This window comes from Micromonospora sp. NPDC005215 (assembly GCF_040607915.1).
In the GTDB taxonomy this organism is placed as follows: domain Bacteria; phylum Actinomycetota; class Actinomycetes; order Mycobacteriales; family Micromonosporaceae; genus Micromonospora.
The window spans coordinates 1-18,516 of sequence record NZ_JBEXHQ010000081.1 but is presented as its reverse complement, the minus strand read 5'-3'; the positions used below and the strand labels follow the sequence as shown (position 1 = coordinate 18,516).

The following is an 18,516-nucleotide window of genomic DNA, read 5'->3' as shown; positions in this document are numbered from 1 at the left end:
GACCACAACGTCACCCCCTTCATGGTCATCCAAGCCGCCCTCGCGACACTGCTCACCCGCCTCGGCGCCGGCACCGACATCCCCATCGGCACGCCCATCGCCGGACGCACCGACGACGGGCTGACGTCTCTCATCGGGTTCTTCGTCAACACCCTCGTCCTCCGCACCAACACCGGCGGCAACCCCACCTTCGCTGACCTCCTGCGTCGTGTCCGTGACACGGACCTCAGCGCCTACGCCCACCAAGATTTGCCCTTCGAACGACTCGTCGAACACCTCAGCCCCACCCGAACGCTCGCCTACCACCCCCTCTTCCAAACCATGCTGATCTTCGATTCGACAGGCGACTCCGGTGCGGGGGTGACGTTGCCAGGGCTGACGGTCACGCGCGAGGAGACCAGGACCGGCAGCACCAAGATCGATCTCGGCTTCGCGCTTACCGAACGCGTCGATCCGGACGGCGGGAGGGTGCTCGCCGGTGTGCTCGACTACAGCACCGACCTGTTCGAACCGGATACCGCGCGTTCCATCGCCGACCGGCTGGTCCGGGTGCTCAAGGCGGCCGTCGCGGATCCGCACCAGCCGATCAGCCGGGCCGAACTGCTGTCGACGGACGAGCGCCGACGAGTTCTGCACGAGCAGAACGACACCGGATACCCGACGCCGACCGGCACCCTGGCGCAGCTCTTCGCGGAACGGGTCGCCCGGCATCCGCAAGCTCCCGCCGTCACGAGCGACGGCGTGACCCTGAGCTACGCCGAGCTGGACGCCCGGGCCAACCGGCTCGCCCACCATCTGATCGCCCGCGGCGTCCGGTCCGGCGACCCGGTGGTGATGCTGATGCGGCGGTCCGTCGACGTGGTCGTGGCGACGCTGGCCATCACGAAGGCGGGCGGGGCGTACGCGCCGCTGCACGACACGTACCCCGAGGATCGGATGCGGTTCGTCGCCACGGACACCGGTGCCACGCTTGTGGTGACGGACTTCGACGAGCAGGCACGGGCCGCGGGGCTCGGTCTGGATGTGGTGGTCGCGGACGACCAGGCCGCCCTGGCGCGGTATCCGGACCACGCTCCGGCAGTGGCCGGGCATCCCGACGACGCCGCGTACGTCATGTACACGTCTGGCTCCACCGGCCTGCCCAAGGGCATCGTCACCACCCAACGGGGTGTCGTGGACCTGGCCCTCGATCCGTGCTGGACGCCGGGGACCCATGAGCGGGTGCTGCTGCACGCCCCGCACGCGTTCGACGTGTCGACGTACGAGATGTGGGTGCCGCTGCTCGCCGGCGGCACTGTGGTGGTCGCGCCGGCCGGCGCACTCGACCACGCCTCGCTCCGCCGGCTGCTTGTCGATGAGCGGATCACGGCGGTGCACCTGACCGCCGGCTTCTTCCGCGTCCTTGTCGAGGAGGACCCGAGCTGCTTCGCCGGGGTACGCGAGGTGCTGACCGGCGGTGACGTGGTGTCGCCGGCCGCCGTCGCGGCAGTCCTCGCGGCACGGCCGGAGCTTGTCGTGCGGCAACTGTACGGTCCCACCGAGACGACGCTGTGTGTGACCCAGCACGAGGTACGGGCACCGTACGTGCCCCAGGCGGTGTTGCCGATTGGTCGGCCGTTGCGCAATACGCGGATGTTGGTGCTGGATGCGGTGTTGGGGGTGGTGCCGGCGGGTGTGGTGGGTGAGTTGTATGTGGCCGGTGTGCAGTTGGCGCGGGGTTATCTGCGTCGGGGTGGGTTGACCGCGCAGCGGTTCGTGGCGAATCCGTTCGGTGAGCCCGGTGAGCGGATGTATCGGACCGGAGATCTGGCCCGGTGGAATCGCCATGGTGAGTTGGAGTACGCGGGGCGAACCGATGACCAGGTCAAGATTCGTGGTTTCCGGGTGGAGCTGGGTGAGGTCGAGGCCGCGCTCACTGAGCTTCCGGGGGTCGCCGCGGGGTGTGTGGTGGTCCGCGAGGACCGTCCAGGTGATCGCCGGCTGGTGGGCTACGTCATCGCGAAGGCTGATGCTTCGCTCGACCTGAGTGGTGTGCGGGAGCGGCTACGGCGGGTGTTGCCGGAATACATGCTGCCGGCGGCGGTCGTCACTGTCGACGCCCTGCCGTTGACTGCGAACGGGAAACTGGACCGGGCCGCGCTACCCGCACCGGACTACGGTTCCGTGTCAGCACGACGGGCACCAACGAACCCTGTGCAGACGCTGTTGTGTGACCTGTTCGCCGAGGTGTTGAACCTGACCGAAGTCGGTGTAGACGACAGGTTCTTCGACCTCGGCGGCGACAGCATCCTGTCCATCCAACTGGTCAGCCGGGCCCGCACGGCCGGACTCACAATGTCCATCCGGGACGTCTTCGAACACCAGACGGTCGCGAACCTCAGCGCACTCACCCCGGATCGCGCTCCCGTCGAAACAACGGACATCGACCCGTGTGGTCCGACACCACCCACACCCGTCATCGCGCAGGCCCTGCAGCGTGGCCCGCTGGCGATCTCCCACCAGTCGACAGTTCTGCAAGCACCCGCCGGACTGGATCCGGAGCGGCTCCGCCTGGCCATCGCCACAGTCATCGATCATCACCACGCTCTACGGCTCACCCTGACCGGCGTTGATCTGCACATTCCGCCGCCGGGCAGCATCACCGCGCTGATCGCTCACGTCGACGCGACCGGGCATGACGAGGCCCGTATCCGCGCCGACCTACCCACCTACGCCACCGCCGCCCGCGACAGCCTCGATCCCACCCGCGGGCACATGCTGCACACCACCTGGATCAACCGCGGTCCACACCAACCCGGCCTGCTGCTACTCGTCGCCAACCACCTCAGCGTCGACACCGCGTCCTGGCCCATCATCACCACCGACCTCGCCCACGCCTACCACCACCCCCACACCCCACTCCCGCCCGTCAACACCTCATGGCGGCAATGGACCACCACCCTGGCCACCCTCGCGCACACCGACACCACCCTCGATGACCTACCCACCTGGACCGGTCTGCTCCACAACACCCCCACCACCACACCGGTGACCAGCGACGACACCATCGCCACCAGCGACCACATCAGCGTCGACCTCGACCCCGACACCACCCAAGCCCTCCTCACCTGGGTCCCCACCATCTACCAAGCCACCATCAACGACCTCCTGCTCACCGCCCTCGCCATCGCCGCCACCCACCACCACCACGACGACAGCGTCACCGTCGACCTCGAAAGCCACGGCCGACACGAACACCTCACCCCCGGCACCGACCTCACCCGCACCGTCGGCTGGTTCACCACCCAACACCCCGTCCACCTCACCCCCCACATCACCGACTGGGCCGACCTCTGGAACGCCGGACCCACCACCGGCCGCGCCCTCCGCACCATCAAGCAACACCTCCGCACCATCCCCCACAACGGCCTCACCTACGGCCTCCTGCGCCACACCAACCCCCGCCTCCCACCCCACACACCCCACTACTCCTTCAACTACCTCGGCCGCATGACCACCCACCAACCCACCACCACCCACAACTGGCACACCCTCGCCCACGGCATCGCCCCCCGCCACCCCCACCAACCCCTCACCCACCCCATCGACATCACCGCCGCCACCCATGTCACGGAGAGCGGCCTGCGCCTACACGCGACATTCACCCTCGCGACCCGGCTGTGTGATCGGGAGGAGATCGAGGAGCTGGCACAGACCTGGCTTCGGGCACTCCGGGTCCTGGTCGCCCACGCGCGCCGCCCGGACGCTGGCGGACTGACTCCCGCCGACCTCACCCACAGCACCCTCGACCAAGACGAGATCGACGAGTTCGAGGCCGAGCTCGAGTCCGAATGGGAGATCCAGAGTTGAACGCCACCCGCCGGATCGAAGACGTCCTGCCGTTGTCACCGTTGCAGGAGGGATTCCTCTTCCTCCGCCTCTACGACGAAGGTGAGCTGGACGTCTACGTCTCGCAGCTCGCGTTCGACCTGGACGGGCCGTGCGATCCCGCGCGTCTACGCGCCGCCATCGAGGCCCTGTTGCGCCGGCACGCCAACCTGCGGGCCGCGTTCCGGCAGCGCAACACCGGCGAGTGGGTGCAGCTCATCCCGCGTCACGTCGAGGTGCCCTGGCAACACGTCGACCTCGGAGAGCTACCCGAGAGCGACAGCGAGACCGAAGCCACCCGCCTCGCCGACGACGACCGCTGGCGCCGCTTCGACCTGCGCCAACCACCCCTGCTCCGATTCACCCTCATCCGCCTCGGCCCCGACCGGCACCGCCTGGTCATGACCAACCACCACATCCTGCTCGACGGCTGGTCCATGCCGATCCTGCTCCGCGAACTCATGACCCTCTACGCCAGCGACGGGGACACCACCGCGCTGCCTCTGATCCAGCCGTATCGGGACTACCTGACCTGGCTCGGCAGTCGCGACGCCGACGCGGCGCGTTCGGCCTGGACCGGCTACCTCGCGGACCTCTCCACGCCGACGATCATCGCGCCGAATCCGCCGGCGCTGACCAGCCCACCGCGGCGGCTGCCGTTCACGATCGACGCCGGGACGGGTGCGGCGCTGGCCGGCTACGTGCGCCGTGAGGGCCTCACCATGAACACCGTCATGCAGGCCGCCTGGGCACTCACCCTCGCCCACCACACCAACACCACAGACATCACCTACGGCACCACCGTCTCCGGCCGGCCACCGGACATCGACGGCATCAACACCATGATCGGCCTGTTGATCAACACCCAACCCGTCCGCATCACAGTGCACCCCCACCACACCATCACCGAACTGCTCCACCACACCCAGAAACGCCACACCACACTCCTCGACCACCAGTGGACCGGCCTCGCCGACATCCAGAACTGGGCAGGCGTACCCACCCTGTTCGACACCGCCATGGTCTTCGAGAACTATCCGTTCGACGCGGACGAGATGGCCGGGACGCTCGACACGACGCAGCTGCGGGTGTCCGCTGCGGAGGCGCGTACCGGCTCCCACTATCCGCTGACCGTGATCGCGTCGATGCGCGGTGACCGCCTCGGCTTCCGGGTGGAGCACCACCCGGACATCATCTCCCCGGCGGACGCGCAGTCGATCGGGCAGACGCTGGTACGGGTGATCGAGGCGATCGCCGCCCAGCCGACCGGCACGCTCAGCCGGCTGGACCTGCTGCCGCCGGCCGACCGGCACCGCATCCTGCACGATTGGAACGGCCCGCGGGCCGACACGCCCGAGGCGGGCCTTCCCGGGCTGTTCGAGGCGCAGGCCGCACGGACTCCGGATGCCCCGGCGCTCCGGCACGGCCCGACGTCGGTGTCCTATCGCGAACTCAACGCGTCGGCGAACCGACTGGCCCGCGCGCTGATCGCCGGTGGCGCCGGTCCCGACACGACCGTGGCACTGTGCATGCCACGGGGGATCGATCTCATCACCGCCATGCTGGCCGTCGTCAAGAGCGGCGCGGCCTACGTGCCGATCGACAGTGGCTATCCGGCCGAGCGCATCGCGCACATGATCGAGGATGCCGCCCCCGTCCTGACGCTGCGGACGCTGGACGGCCTGGACGTCGCGAGCCGGTCAGCCGAGGATGTCACCGACGCCGACCGGACGAATCCGCTGGACCCGCGCCATGCGGTCTACATCATCTACACGTCCGGCTCCACCGGGCGACCCAAGGGCGTCATCATCGAGCACCGCGCCCTGGGCGCGTACCTCCACCGTGCCGGGACCGCATACCCGGACGCGGCGGGCAACTCGCTGCTGCACTCGCCGATCTCGTTCGACCTCACCGGCACCGCACTGTGGACGCCGCTGACCACCGGCGGTCACGTACACCTCGCCAGCCTCGAAGAGCACACCGAGCAGGCGACCCGGCCGACGTTTGTCAAGATCACCCCATCCCATCTGCCTCTCCTCAACGCGTTGCCGCCGCAGGCCTCACCCACCGGCACCCTGATCATCGGCGGCGAGCAGCTCCTCGGCGAGGCCCTCGCCCAGTGGCGGGCAGGCAACCCGGACAGCACCGTCGTCAACGGGTACGGCGCGACCGAGGCCACCATCAACTCCAGCGAATACCAGATCCCGCCGGGCATGGAGTTGCCCCCGGGGCCCGTCCCGGTCGGCCGGCCCTACCTCAACACCCAGATCTACGTGCTGGACGGCGCTCTGCGACCGGTGCCACCGGGGGTACCCGGCGAGATCTACATCGCCGGCACGCAGCTCGCCCGCGGCTACCACCGGCGGCGCGCGCTCACCGCCGAGCGGTTCGTGGCCAGTCCGTACGGTGAGCCCGGCAGCCGCATGTACCGCACCGGCGACCTCGGCGCGTGGGACGACGACGGCACCCTGCAGTGCCTCGGACGCACGGACCACCAGGTAAAGGTCCGCGGCTTCCGGATCGAGTTGGGCGAGATCGAGTCCGCGTTGAACGCCCACGCCGCGGTGGCTCAGGGTTGCGTCGTCCTGCGTGAGGACCAGCCGGGTGACAAGCGCCTCGTCGGCTACTACGTCGCCGACGAGGAGGTCGGCGACGCGGTGACGGAGCACCTGGCCGGGCTGCTGCCGGACTACATGCTCCCGGCGGCGCTGGTCCGGCTGCACGCCATGCCGATGACCACCAACGGCAAGCTGGACCGCCGCGCACTGCCGGCGCCGGAGTACCGCAGCACGGGACGCGCCCCCCGCTCGCCCCGCGAGGAGATCCTGTGTGATCTGTTCGCGGAGGTCCTGCGGTTGCCGCAGATCACGATCGACGACGGCTTCTTCGACGTCGGCGGGCACTCGCTGCTTGCCACCCGCCTGGTCAGCCGAATCCGGGCGACGCTCGGGGTCGAACTCGCGATCCGGCAGTTGTTCGCCACGCCGACCGTTGCCGGGCTGGCGGCGGCACTCGACAGCGCCTCCGCCGTCATCCGTCCCGCGGTGACCGCCGTCCTGCCTCGCCCGGACCGGATCCCGTTGTCGTACGCGCAGCAGCGGCTCTGGTTCCTGCACCAGCTACAGGGGCCGAACGCCGTCTACAACATCCCCACCGCGCTTCGGCTCACCGGCGTGCTCGACGTGCCGGCGCTCACCCGGGCCCTGCACGACGTGATCGCCCGGCACGAGATTCTGCGTACGGTCTTCGGCGAGGACGAGCACGGCCCGTACCAGAGGGTGCTGGCGGCGGACGCGGTCCGGCCCGCGCTGCCCGTGCGGGACACCGACCCCGACCGCCTGGCGGACGACATCGCGCAGGCCACGCGCCACACCTTCGATCTGTCCACCGACGTGCCGGTGCACGCCACAGTGCTGCGGCTCGGCGAGACCGACCACGTACTGATGCTCCTGCTGCACCACGTGGCGAGCGACGCCTGGTCCCGGCGCCCACTCGCCGCGGACCTGACGACCGCGTACACGGCGCGTGCGCGTGGTCGGGCACCGAGCTGGAATCCGCTGCCCGTGCAGTACGCCGACTACACACTCTGGCAGCGTGACCTGCTCGTGGAGGCGGGTGCGGCACAGCTCGCCTACTGGTCGCGGTCACTGGCGGGACTTCCCGAGCAACTCGCCCTGCCCACGGACCGGCCCCGCCCGGCGGTGGCCACGTACCACGGTGACCGGGTCACCTTCGTCCTGCCCGACGGGCTGCACGCCGCGATCGGTGCCCTGGCGCGCAAGGCCGGCGCCACCGTCTTCATGGTGCTGCACGCGGCCCTGGCCGCACTGCTCACCCGCCTCGGCGCCGGCACCGACATCCCGGTCGGCACTCCCATCGCCGGCCGCACCGACGACAACCTCACCGACCTGATCGGCTTCTTCGTCAACACGCTGGTGCTGCGCGTCGACACCAGCGCGGATCCGACCTTTCAGGAGCTGCTCGCCCACGTGCGGGAGACGCACCTGGAGGCGCACGCACACCAGGACCTGCCGTTCGAACACCTCGTCGAGCAGCTCAACCCGGCCCGGTCGCTGGCTCACCACCCGCTGTTCCAGATCCTGCTCACGCTGAACAACGCGGAGGACGGCAGCGCCGCGAGTGAGCTGCGCCGGCTGCCCGGGCTCTCCGTCGACGTCGAGGTGACGAACCCCAACGTGGCGCGGTTCGACCTGTCCGTGGCGTTGACCGAGCGGTTCGCGCCGGACGGCACACTCGACCACCTCAGTGGCGCGATCACGTTCAGCACCGCGCTGTTCGACCGGGAAACCATCGAGACGATGGCGGACCGGTTCGTACGGATGCTGAGCGCGGCGGTGCGCGACCCACGTCGAACCGTCTCCGCGCTCGACATCCTCCGACCCGGTGAGCGCCAGGCTCTCGTCGAGGCCGGAACCGGGCCGGTCGTAGCGGTACCGCCGGCGACGGTCATCGAAGGGTTCGCCCGGACCGCCGCCAGGTACCCGGACCGGATGGCCGTGACCTCCCGCGGTGAAACGCTCAGCTACGCCCAGCTCGACGCGCGCGCCAACCAACTGGCCCGGCTGCTGGTCCGGCAGGGCGCGGACGCCGAACGGTTCGTCGGGATCGCGCTGGACCGCTCCGTGGACCTCGTCGTGGCGCTGCTCGCGGTCCTCAAGAGCGGCGCGGCCTACCTGCCCCTCGACCACACCCATCCGGCGGAGCGGATCCAGGGCATGCTCGACGACGCCGCGCCGGCGCTGCTGCTGAGCACCACGACCGTGCTCGACCGGCTGCCGGCGCAGCGCCCGCCCACAGTGCTGCTCGACCACGCGGACACCACAGCGACGCTCGCCGGTCTCGCCGACGGCGATCTCACCGACGACGATCGGCGCAGCCCGGTCCACCCGGACCAGCCGGCCTACACGATCTACACGTCGGGCTCGACCGGCCGACCGAAGGGCGTCCTCGTCACCCACCGCGCGTTGGGGAACTTCCTGGCCGCGATGCAGGACCGGTTCCGGCTTACCCCGGCGGACCGGCTCCTGGCCGTCACGACCGTCGGCTTCGACATCGCCGGTCTGGAGATGTTCCTGCCGCTGCTGCAGGGCGCGGGCACTGTGGTCGCCACCCACGAGGACACCCGGGACCCCCGGCTGCTCGCCAACCTGATCGGCCACGCGGGGGTCACCGTCGTGCAGGCCACGCCAAGCCTGTGGCGGGGCGTCGTCGGTCAGGACGGCGTCGACCTGAGTCGTACCCGAGTACTTGTCGGCGGCGAGGCGCTGCCTCCGGACCTGGCCCGCGACCTCTGCGCGGCCGCGCCGAGGGTGACCAACCTGTACGGCCCGACCGAGGTCACCGTGTGGGCGACGTTGTCGGACGTCGACACCGGGACCGCGGACCAGCCCCGCCTCGGCACCCCGATCCGCAACACCCGGGCCTACGTGCTCGGACCGACGCTCGCCCCGGTGCCCCCCGGCGTGCCCGGAGAGCTCTACCTCGCCGGCGTGCAGCTCGCCCGCGGCTACCACGACCGCAGCGGACTCACCGCGGAGCGCTTCGTGGCCGACCCGTACGGCGCGCCGGGCGACCGGATGTACCGCACCGGCGACCTGGCCCGGTGGGACCGCGACGGATCGTTGGACTACCTGGGCCGGGTCGACCACCAGGTGAAACTCCGTGGACACCGGATCGAGCTGGGCGAGATCGAGGTGGCGCTGGCCAGCTGTCCGGAGGTGTCCCGGTCGGTCGTCGTGGTCCGCGAGGACCGCCCCGACGACAGGCGTCTCGTCGCGTACGTCGTCCCGGCGGAGCCTGAGCACGCTGTCGATGTCAATGCGTTGCGCGCACACCTGCGAGACCGTCTGCCCGACTACATGGTCCCGGCCGTGTTCCAGCCGCTCACCGCCCTCCCCCTGACGCCGAACGGCAAACTCGACAGGGCCGCGCTACCGGCGCCGGAGCTGACCGGCCTCGGCGGCCGTCCGCCGCGTACCCCGACCGAGGAGATCCTCTGCGGGTTGTTCGCCGAGACGCTCGGCGTGCCGCGGGTTTCGATCGACGACGACTTTTTCGACCTCGGCGGCCACTCGTTGCTCGCCACCCGGCTCGTCGGGCGGATCCGCGCCACGCTCGACACCGAGCTGCCGATCCGACAGCTCTTCGAGACGCCGACGGTGGCCGGGCTGGGTGGCGCTCTCGACGTGGCGGGCACCGCCCGGGAGCGGCTGACCGCCGCGCGTCCCCGGCCCGAGCGGGTGCCGCTGTCGTACGCCCAGCAGCGGCTCTGGTTCCTGCACCGGCTGGAAGGGCCGTCCGCGGCGTACAACATCCCGATCGCGCTCCGGCTCGACGGCGACCTGGACGTCGCAGCGCTGCTCCAGGCCCTGGACGATCTCGTCGCGCGGCACGAGAGCCTACGGACGGTGTTCGCCGAGGAGGACGGCGGCGCCTACCAGGTGGTGCTGCCGATGGACCAGGTGCCGCCTGTCGCACGGGTCGACGAGGTGCCGGCCGACCGGGTCGGTGAGGTGCTGGACGTTGCCGCCCGCGCCGGCTTCGACCTGACCACCGAGGTGCCGATCCGGGTCCGGATCCTGCGCTGCGGGCCCAACGACCATCTGCTCCTGCTGGTCCTGCACCACATCGCCGGTGACGCCTGGTCGATGGGGCTGCTCGCCGACGAGCTGACCGCCGCCTACGCGGCCCGCCGCGACGGTCACGCACCACTGTGGACACCGCTGCCAGCCCAGTACGCCGACTACACGCTCTGGCAGCACCGGCTGCTGGACCCCGCCGATCCCGACGGTGAGGCCGCCCGCCAGCTCGACTACTGGCGTGCCGCGCTGGCCGGGTTGCCGGAACAGCTGACGTTGCCGATGGACCGGCCGCGGCCGCCGGTGGCCTCGACGAACGGCGACCGGATCGGCATCGTGATTCCCGCCGAGCTGCACGAACGTGTCGTCGCAGTGGCCCGATCGGGCAACGCGAGCACGTTCATGGTCGTGCAGGCCGCTCTGGCGACACTGCTGACCCGGCTCGGTGCCGGCACCGACGTCCCGATCGGCGTACCCGTCGCCGGTCGCACCGACGACGCTCTCACCGGGCTGGTCGGCTTCTTCGTCAACACGCTGGTGCTGCGGACCCGTACCGACGGCAACCCGAGCTTCCGGGGACTGTTGCGCCAGGTGCGGGAGACCAACCTCGCCGCGTACGGACACCAGGACCTTCCATTCGAACGGCTGGTCGAGGCGCTCAACCCGACCCGGACGCTGGCCCACCATCCGCTGTTCCAGGTGGTGATCACCTACAACAACATCGACGACCCGACCCGGTCCGGCCCACCGGTCCTGTTGCCGGGTCTGACGCTGACGAAGGTGCCCACGCTCACCCGGGCCGCCAAGTTCGACCTGAACCTGACACTGGCCGAGGAGTTCGACGCGGAGGGCCGACCGGCCGGCATCCGTGGTTTCCTCGAGTACCGCACCGATCTGTTCGACGCGGAGACCGTGGAGGGCATTACCGAACGGTTCGTCCGGCTGCTCGACGCGGTGGCGGACGACCCCGATGCGTCGATCGAGCGCATCGACATCCTCGGCGCGGCGGAACGCAAGCAAATCCTCGCGGAGTGGAACGACACCGCGGAAGAGGTGCAGACCTCGACGATCCCGGTGCTGTTCGAGGGGCAGGTCGCCCGCACACCGAATCGGACGGCCGTCCGGCACGGCAGCACCGCGTTGACGTTCGCGCAGCTCAACGATCGGGCGAACCGGCTCGGCAGGCTGCTGCTCGAGCGGGGCGCCGGACCGGAGACGACGGTGGCGATCGCCGTGCCACCGTCTGTCGAGATGGTGGTCGCGGTGCTCGGTGTGCTGAAGGCCGGTGCCGCGTACCTGCCGATCGACGCCGACCATCCCGCCGACCGGGTGGCCCTGATGCTCGCCGACACCGAACCGGTGTGCGTACTGACCACCCGTGCCACGCCGTCCGAGCCGCTGGGGACGGACGTACCCCAGGTGGTGCTCGACTCCGACGGTGTACGGGCGGCACTGGACCGACTTCCCGGCACCGACGTGGAGCCATCGGAACGGCCGGCCCCGTTGTCGTCGTGGAACGCCGTCTACGTGATCTACACGTCCGGGTCGACAGGTCTTCCGAAGGGCGTGGTCGTCGAACACCAGCCGCTGATCAACTACCTGGTGGCCGCGACCGACCTGTATCCGGGTCTCACCGGGCGGGCGCTGCTGCACTCACCACTGTCGTTCGACCTGACCGTCACCGCGCTGTACGCGCCGCTGCTGAGCGGCGGCCTGGTGGAACTGGTCGATCTCCAGGACCTGCCGGACCGCCCGGACGAGTCTGGTTACACGTTCCTGAAGGCGACCCCCAGCCACCTGGGCCTGATCACCGGGTTCCCGCGCGGGTTCGTCCCGGCCGGCCAGGTGGTGCTCGGCGGCGAGCCGCTGGTCGGCACCGCCGTACGGGCGCTGCTTGACGCGCACCCGCAGGCGACAGTCGTCAACGAGTACGGGCCCACCGAGACGATCGTCGGTTGCACCACCTGGCATGTCGACACCACTGACGCGTTGCCGGACGGCATCCTGCCGATTGGTCGGCCGTTGCGCAATACGCGGATGTTGGTGCTGGATGCGGTGTTGGGGGTGGTGCCGGCGGGTGTGGTGGGTGAGTTGTATGTGGCCGGTGTGCAGTTGGCGCGGGGGTATCTGCGTCGGGGTGGGTTGACCGCGCAGCGGTTCGTGGCGAATCCGTTCGGTGAGCCGGGTGAGCGGATGTATCGGACCGGGGATCTGGCGCGGTGGAATCGTCGTGGTGAGTTGGAGTACGCGGGGCGAACCGATGACCAGGTCAAGATTCGTGGTTTCCGGGTGGAGCTGGGTGAGGTCGAGGCCGCGCTCGCCGAGGATCCGGGGGTGGCGGCGGGTTGTGCGGTGGTGCGGGAGGACCGTCCGGGTGATCGCCGGTTGGTGGGCTACGTCATCGCGAAGGCTGATGTTTCGCTGGATGTGAGCGGGGTGCGGGAGCGGTTGCGGCGGGTGTTGCCGGAGTACATGGTGCCGGCGGCGGTCGTGGCGATCGAGGTGTTGCCGTTGACGGCGAACGGGAAACTGGACCGGGCCGCGTTGCCGGCACCGGACTACGGTGCGGTGTCGGCGCGGCGGGCACCGGCGAGTCCGGTGCAGGCGTTGTTGTGTGAGTTGTTCGCCGAGGTGTTGAACCTGGGCGAGGTCGGGGTGGACGACAGGTTCTTCGACCTCGGTGGGGACAGCATCTTGTCGATCCAGTTGGTCAGCCGGGCCCGCGCGGCCGGCCTCACGGTGTCCATCCGGGACGTCTTCGAACACCAGACGGTGGCGAACCTCAGCGCCCTGACCCCCGATCACCAGCCCGTCGGGACCACTGATGTCGACCCGTGTGGTCCGACACCCGCCACCCCGGTCATCGCCCAGGCACTCGAGCGGGGTGTGTTGGCGATCTCGCACCAGTCGATCGTGGTGCAGGCGCCCGCCGGACTGGATCCGGAACGGTTGCGCGCCGCGATCGACACGCTCATCGATCACCACCACGCCCTGCGGTTGACAGTGACCGGCACCGAGTTGCACATCCCGGCGCCGGGCAGCATCACCGCACCCATCACCCACGTCGACGCGGCCGGGCATGACGAGGCCCGCATCCGCGCCGACCTGTCGACCTACGCCACCGCCGCGCGTGACAGCCTCGAGCCCACCCGCGGGCAGATGCTGCACACCACCTGGATCAACCGGGGCCCGGACCAACCCGGTCTGCTGCTGCTCGTCGCGAACCACCTCAGCGTCGACACCGCGTCCTGGCCCATCATCACCGCCGACCTCGCGCACGCCTACCACCACCCCGGCACCCCACTCCCGCCGGTGGGCACCTCGTGGCGGCAGTGGACCACCACCCTGGCCACCCTCGCGAGTGCCGACACCACCCTCGACGACCTACCCACCTGGACCGACCTCCTCCACAACACCCCCACCACCACACCGGTGACCAGCGACGACACCATCACCACAAGCGACCACATCAGCGTCGACCTCGACGCCGACACCACCCAAGCCCTCCTCACCTGGGTCCCCACCATCTACCAAGCCACCATCAACGACCTCCTGCTCACCGCCCTCGCCATCGCCGCCAGCCACCACCACGGCGACAGCGTCACCGTCGACCTCGAAAGCCACGGCCGACACGAACACCTCACCCCCGGCACCGACCTCACCCGCACCGTCGGCTGGTTCACCACCCAACACCCCGTACACCTCACCCCCCACATCACCGACTGGGCCGACCTCTGGAACGCCGGACCCACCACCGGACGCGCCCTCCGCACCATCAAGCAACACCTCCGCACCATCCCCCACAACGGCCTCACCTACGGCCTACTCCGCCACACCAACCCCCACCTCCCACCCCACACACCCCACTACTCCTTCAACTACCTCGGCCGCATGACCACCCACCAACCCACCACCACCGAAACCACCACCACCCACAACTGGCACCCCCTCGCCCACGGCATCGCCCCCCGCCACCCCCACCAACCCCTCACCCACCCCATCGACATCACCGCCGCGGCGCGGACCGGTTCGGACGGCATTCGGCTGCACGTGGGGATCACCTACGCCACCCGGTGCCACGACCGGTCGCAGATTGTCACGTTCGCCGACGATCTGCTGCGTGCGCTCCGGGTCCTCGTCGCGCACGCGAAGAACCCGGGGGCCGGCGGGTTGACCCCGGCCGACATCGCGCACCCGTCGCTCAGCCAGGACGAGATCGCGGTGCTGGAGAACGAATGGGGTGACCTGTGACCAAGCGCTCCGGCCTGGCCGACATCCTGTCCCTCACGCCGTTGCAGGAGGGCATGCTCTTCCAGCACCTGTACGACGAGGAGGCCCTGGACGTCTACAACGTCCAGGTGTTCATCGAGTTGGGCGGGCAGATCGACGTTGGACGGCTGCGCGGTGCCGTGGACGGGCTGCTCCGCCGGCACGCCAACCTGCGGGCCGTGTTCCGGCAGCGCAACACCGGCGAGTGGGTGCAGCTCATCCCGCGTCACGTCGAGGTGCCCTGGCAACACGTCGACCTCGGAGAGCTACCCGAGAGCGACAGCGAGAACGAAGCCACCCGCCTCGCCGACGACGACCGCTGGCGCCGCTTCGACCTGCGCCAACCACCCCTGCTCCGGTTCACCCTCATCCGCCTCGGCCCCGACCGGCACCGCCTGGTCATGACCAACCACCACATCCTGCTCGACGGCTGGTCCATGCCGATCCTGCTCCGCGAACTCATGACCCTCTACGGCAGCGACGGCCAGACCGCGGGGATGCCTGCGGTCCGTCCCTACCGGGACTACCTCGCGTGGTTGCACGACCGGGACCGGGAGGCCGCCCGTCGCGCCTGGACCGCCTATCTCGACGACCTGGACGCGCCCACCGTCGTCGCCGCCGACCGCCCCGTGCTGACCACGCCGCCGCAGCGGCTCGCCTTCACGGTGCCCCCCGCGACGGCCGACGCACTCGCCGGCCTCGCGCGCCGCGAGGGCGTCACCATGAACACCGTCATGCAGGCCGCCTGGGCGCTCACCCTCGCCCACCACACGAACACCACAGACATCACCTTCGGTACCACCGTCTCCGGCCGGCCACCGGAGATCGACGGCATCAACACCATGATCGGCCTGTTCATCAACACCCAACCGGTCCGCATCACAGTGCACCCCCACGACACCATCACCGAACTGCTGCACCACATCCAGAAGCGGCACACCGCACTCCTCGACCACCAGTGGACCGGCCTCGCCGACATCCAGAACTGGGCAGGCGTACCCACCCTGTTCGACACCGCCATGGTCTTCGAGAACTATCCGCCGGGAGCCAACCGCAGCGGCTCCGACGCCGACGACGGTCCGCAGGTGCTGCGGATCCACTCGCGTGACTCGATGCACTACCCGCTGGGCCTGCTGGTGTCGCCCCGCGAGTCGCTGCACTGCTCGCTCGGCTACCTGCCGGACGTGTTCGGGGAAGCCGAGGTGCAGGCGTACATCGGGACGTTCGTTCGGGTCCTGGACACCATCGCCGCCGCGCCGGAGTCGCTTGTCGGGCGCCTGGACCTGCTCGCTGCCGACGATCGGCGGCGGGTCCTCCGCGACGGCGACGGCGGTACGGCGACCCTGCCCGCGACGACGTTGCCGGAACTGTTCGAGCAGCAGGTGGCGCTCACCCCGGACGCCGTCGCGCTGCTGTCCGGACCGGTCGTCGTCACGTACGCGCAGGTGAACGCGGCGGCGAACCGACTCGCCCGGGCCCTGATCGCCAGTGGCGCGGGACCGGAGACCACTGTCGCGCTGAGCATGCCCCGGGGCATCGACCTGATCACCGCCATGCTCGCCACCGTCAAGGCCGGCGCGGCGTACCTACCCATCGACCCGGACTACCCCACCGACCGCATCCAGCACATGCTCACCGACGCCGCACCAGTGCTGCACCTGAGCAACCTCGACGACGTCCCCGCCGACGACCAGCCCGCGCACGACGTCACCGACGCCGACCGCCGCGCACCGCTGAACCCGCGGCACCCCGCGTACGTCATCTACACCTCGGGCTCGACCGGGGCGCCCAAGGGTGCCGTCATCGAACACCGCGCGCTCAGCGCCTACCTCGTCCGGTGTCGCGAGGCCCATCCCGACGTCACAGGTCTCGCCGTACTGCACTCGTCTGTCGCGTTCGACCAGAGCGTCGGCGCGATCCACGTCCCGCTGGTGTCCGGTGGTCGGGTGCGGATCGCGGCGCTCGACGAGCTGGCCGATGTCGTCGGCGGTGAGCGGCCCCGGTTCATGAAGGCCACCCCCTCGCATCTGCCGGTGCTTGCCGCGTTACCCGACCGGGTGTCACCGGCGGGAACCATCACGTTCGGCGGGGAGCCGCTGCGCGCCGAGCCGCTCGATCGGTGGCGGCGGCGGCACCCGGACACCACAGTGCTGAACGTGTACGGCCCCACCGAGACGACTGTGCACTGCGTGGAGGAGCGGATCGCGCCCGGAGCGCCCCTCACCGGTGTCGCGGTTCCGATCGGCCGCCCGACTGCCAATGTCCGCGTCCTCGTTCTGGACTCCGCGTTGCGTCTCGTTCCGCCCGGGGTCACCGGTGAGCTGTACATCGCCGGCGCGCAGCTGGCTCGCGGATACCACCGGCGGGCCGCCCTGACCGGTGAACGGTTCGTTGCCAACCCCTACGGCCGCCCAGGCGAGCGCATGTACCGCACCGGGGACCTCGCCCGGTGGAACCACCACGGACACCTCGAATACCACGGCCGCACCGACCACCAAATCAAACTCCGCGGCCACCGCATCGAACTCGGCGAAATCGAAGCAGCCCTCCTGAACCACCCCCAGGTCACCACGGCGGCGGTTCTGCTGCGCGAAGACCAACCCGGTGATCAACGGTTGGTGGCCTACCTGACGCTCCAGCCAGACGCGCGGTTCGATGTCGAAGAGTCACACCGACACCTGGGTAGCACACTGCCCGCTTACATGGTTCCGTCGGCGATCGTTGTGTTGGCGGAGCTGCCCACGACGGTGAACGGCAAGCTTGATCGTCGTGCGCTACCCGCGCCGGACTATCGCAGTACCGGGCGGGCTCCCCGCACTCCGCACGAGGAGATCTTGTGCGACCTGTTCGCCGACGTGTTGGGTGTGTCCCAGGTCAGCATCGATGACGGGTTCTTCGACCTTGGTGGGCACTCGTTGCTCGCCACCCGTCTGGTCAGTCGGATCCGCGCCACCCTCGACGTCGAGCTACCGATCCGGCAGGTCTTCGAGACCCCGACCGTGGCCACACTCGCCGCGACCCTCGACAGTGCCGCGCATGCCCGACCCCCCGTCACCCCGGTGGTCCCTCGACCCGAGCGCGTCCCCCTGTCGCCGGCGCAGCAACGCCTGTGGTTCCTGCACCAACTCCAAGGACCCAGTACCACCTACAACATTCCCACCGCGCTGCGTCTGCGCGGGCCGCTGAACACCACAGCTCTCACCGAAGCCCTGCACGACCTCGTGACCCGTCACGAGAGTCTGCGGACCGTGTTCGCCGAGGACCAGCACGGGCCGCACCAGATCGTCCTGCCTGCCGACACCGCCGCGATCACGCTGAACCTGCTCCCCACCGACCCCACCCGGCTGGCCGACGAGATCGACGCCGCGACCCGGCACACCTTCGACCTCGCCACCGACCTGCCCATCCACGCAACCCTGCTGCGCCTGGCCGACGACGACCACGTCCTGATCCTGCTGCTGCACCACATCACCAGCGACGCCTGGTCCCGCCACCCCCTAGCCACCGACCTCGCCACCGCCTACACCGCCCGCATCCACCAACACCAACCCGACTGGACGCCGCTGCCCGTCCAATACGCCGACTACACCCTCTGGCAACAGCGTCTGCTCGCCGACACCCACGAACAGCAACTCGCGTACTGGAGCACGACCCTCGCCGACCTCCCCGAACACCTCACCCTGCCGACCGACCGGCCGCGACCGGCCACGGCCAGTAGCAACGGCGACCGGGTCACCTTCACCATCCCCACCGACCTGCACCACGCCATCACCACCCTCGC

Annotated in this window: 3 protein-coding genes; all 3 read left to right on the top strand. The window is 69.8% G+C overall.

The annotated features are described in order from the left end of the window. Positions 1-3,849, top strand: a 3,849-nt coding sequence (locus tag ABZU25_RS33365; RefSeq protein ID WP_355033344.1) for an amino acid adenylation domain-containing protein, incomplete at its 5' end; no start/stop codon positions are given. Continuing rightward, positions 3,831-14,717, top strand: coding sequence for an amino acid adenylation domain-containing protein (locus tag ABZU25_RS33360; RefSeq protein ID WP_355033343.1), 10,887 nt, complete (start codon positions 3,831-3,833; stop codon positions 14,715-14,717). The genes ABZU25_RS33365 and ABZU25_RS33360, both read left to right, overlap by 19 nt. Beyond that, positions 14,714-18,516, top strand: a 3,803-nt coding sequence (locus tag ABZU25_RS33355) for an amino acid adenylation domain-containing protein (RefSeq protein ID WP_355033342.1), incomplete at its 3' end; no start/stop codon positions are given. The genes ABZU25_RS33360 and ABZU25_RS33355, both read left to right, overlap by 4 nt.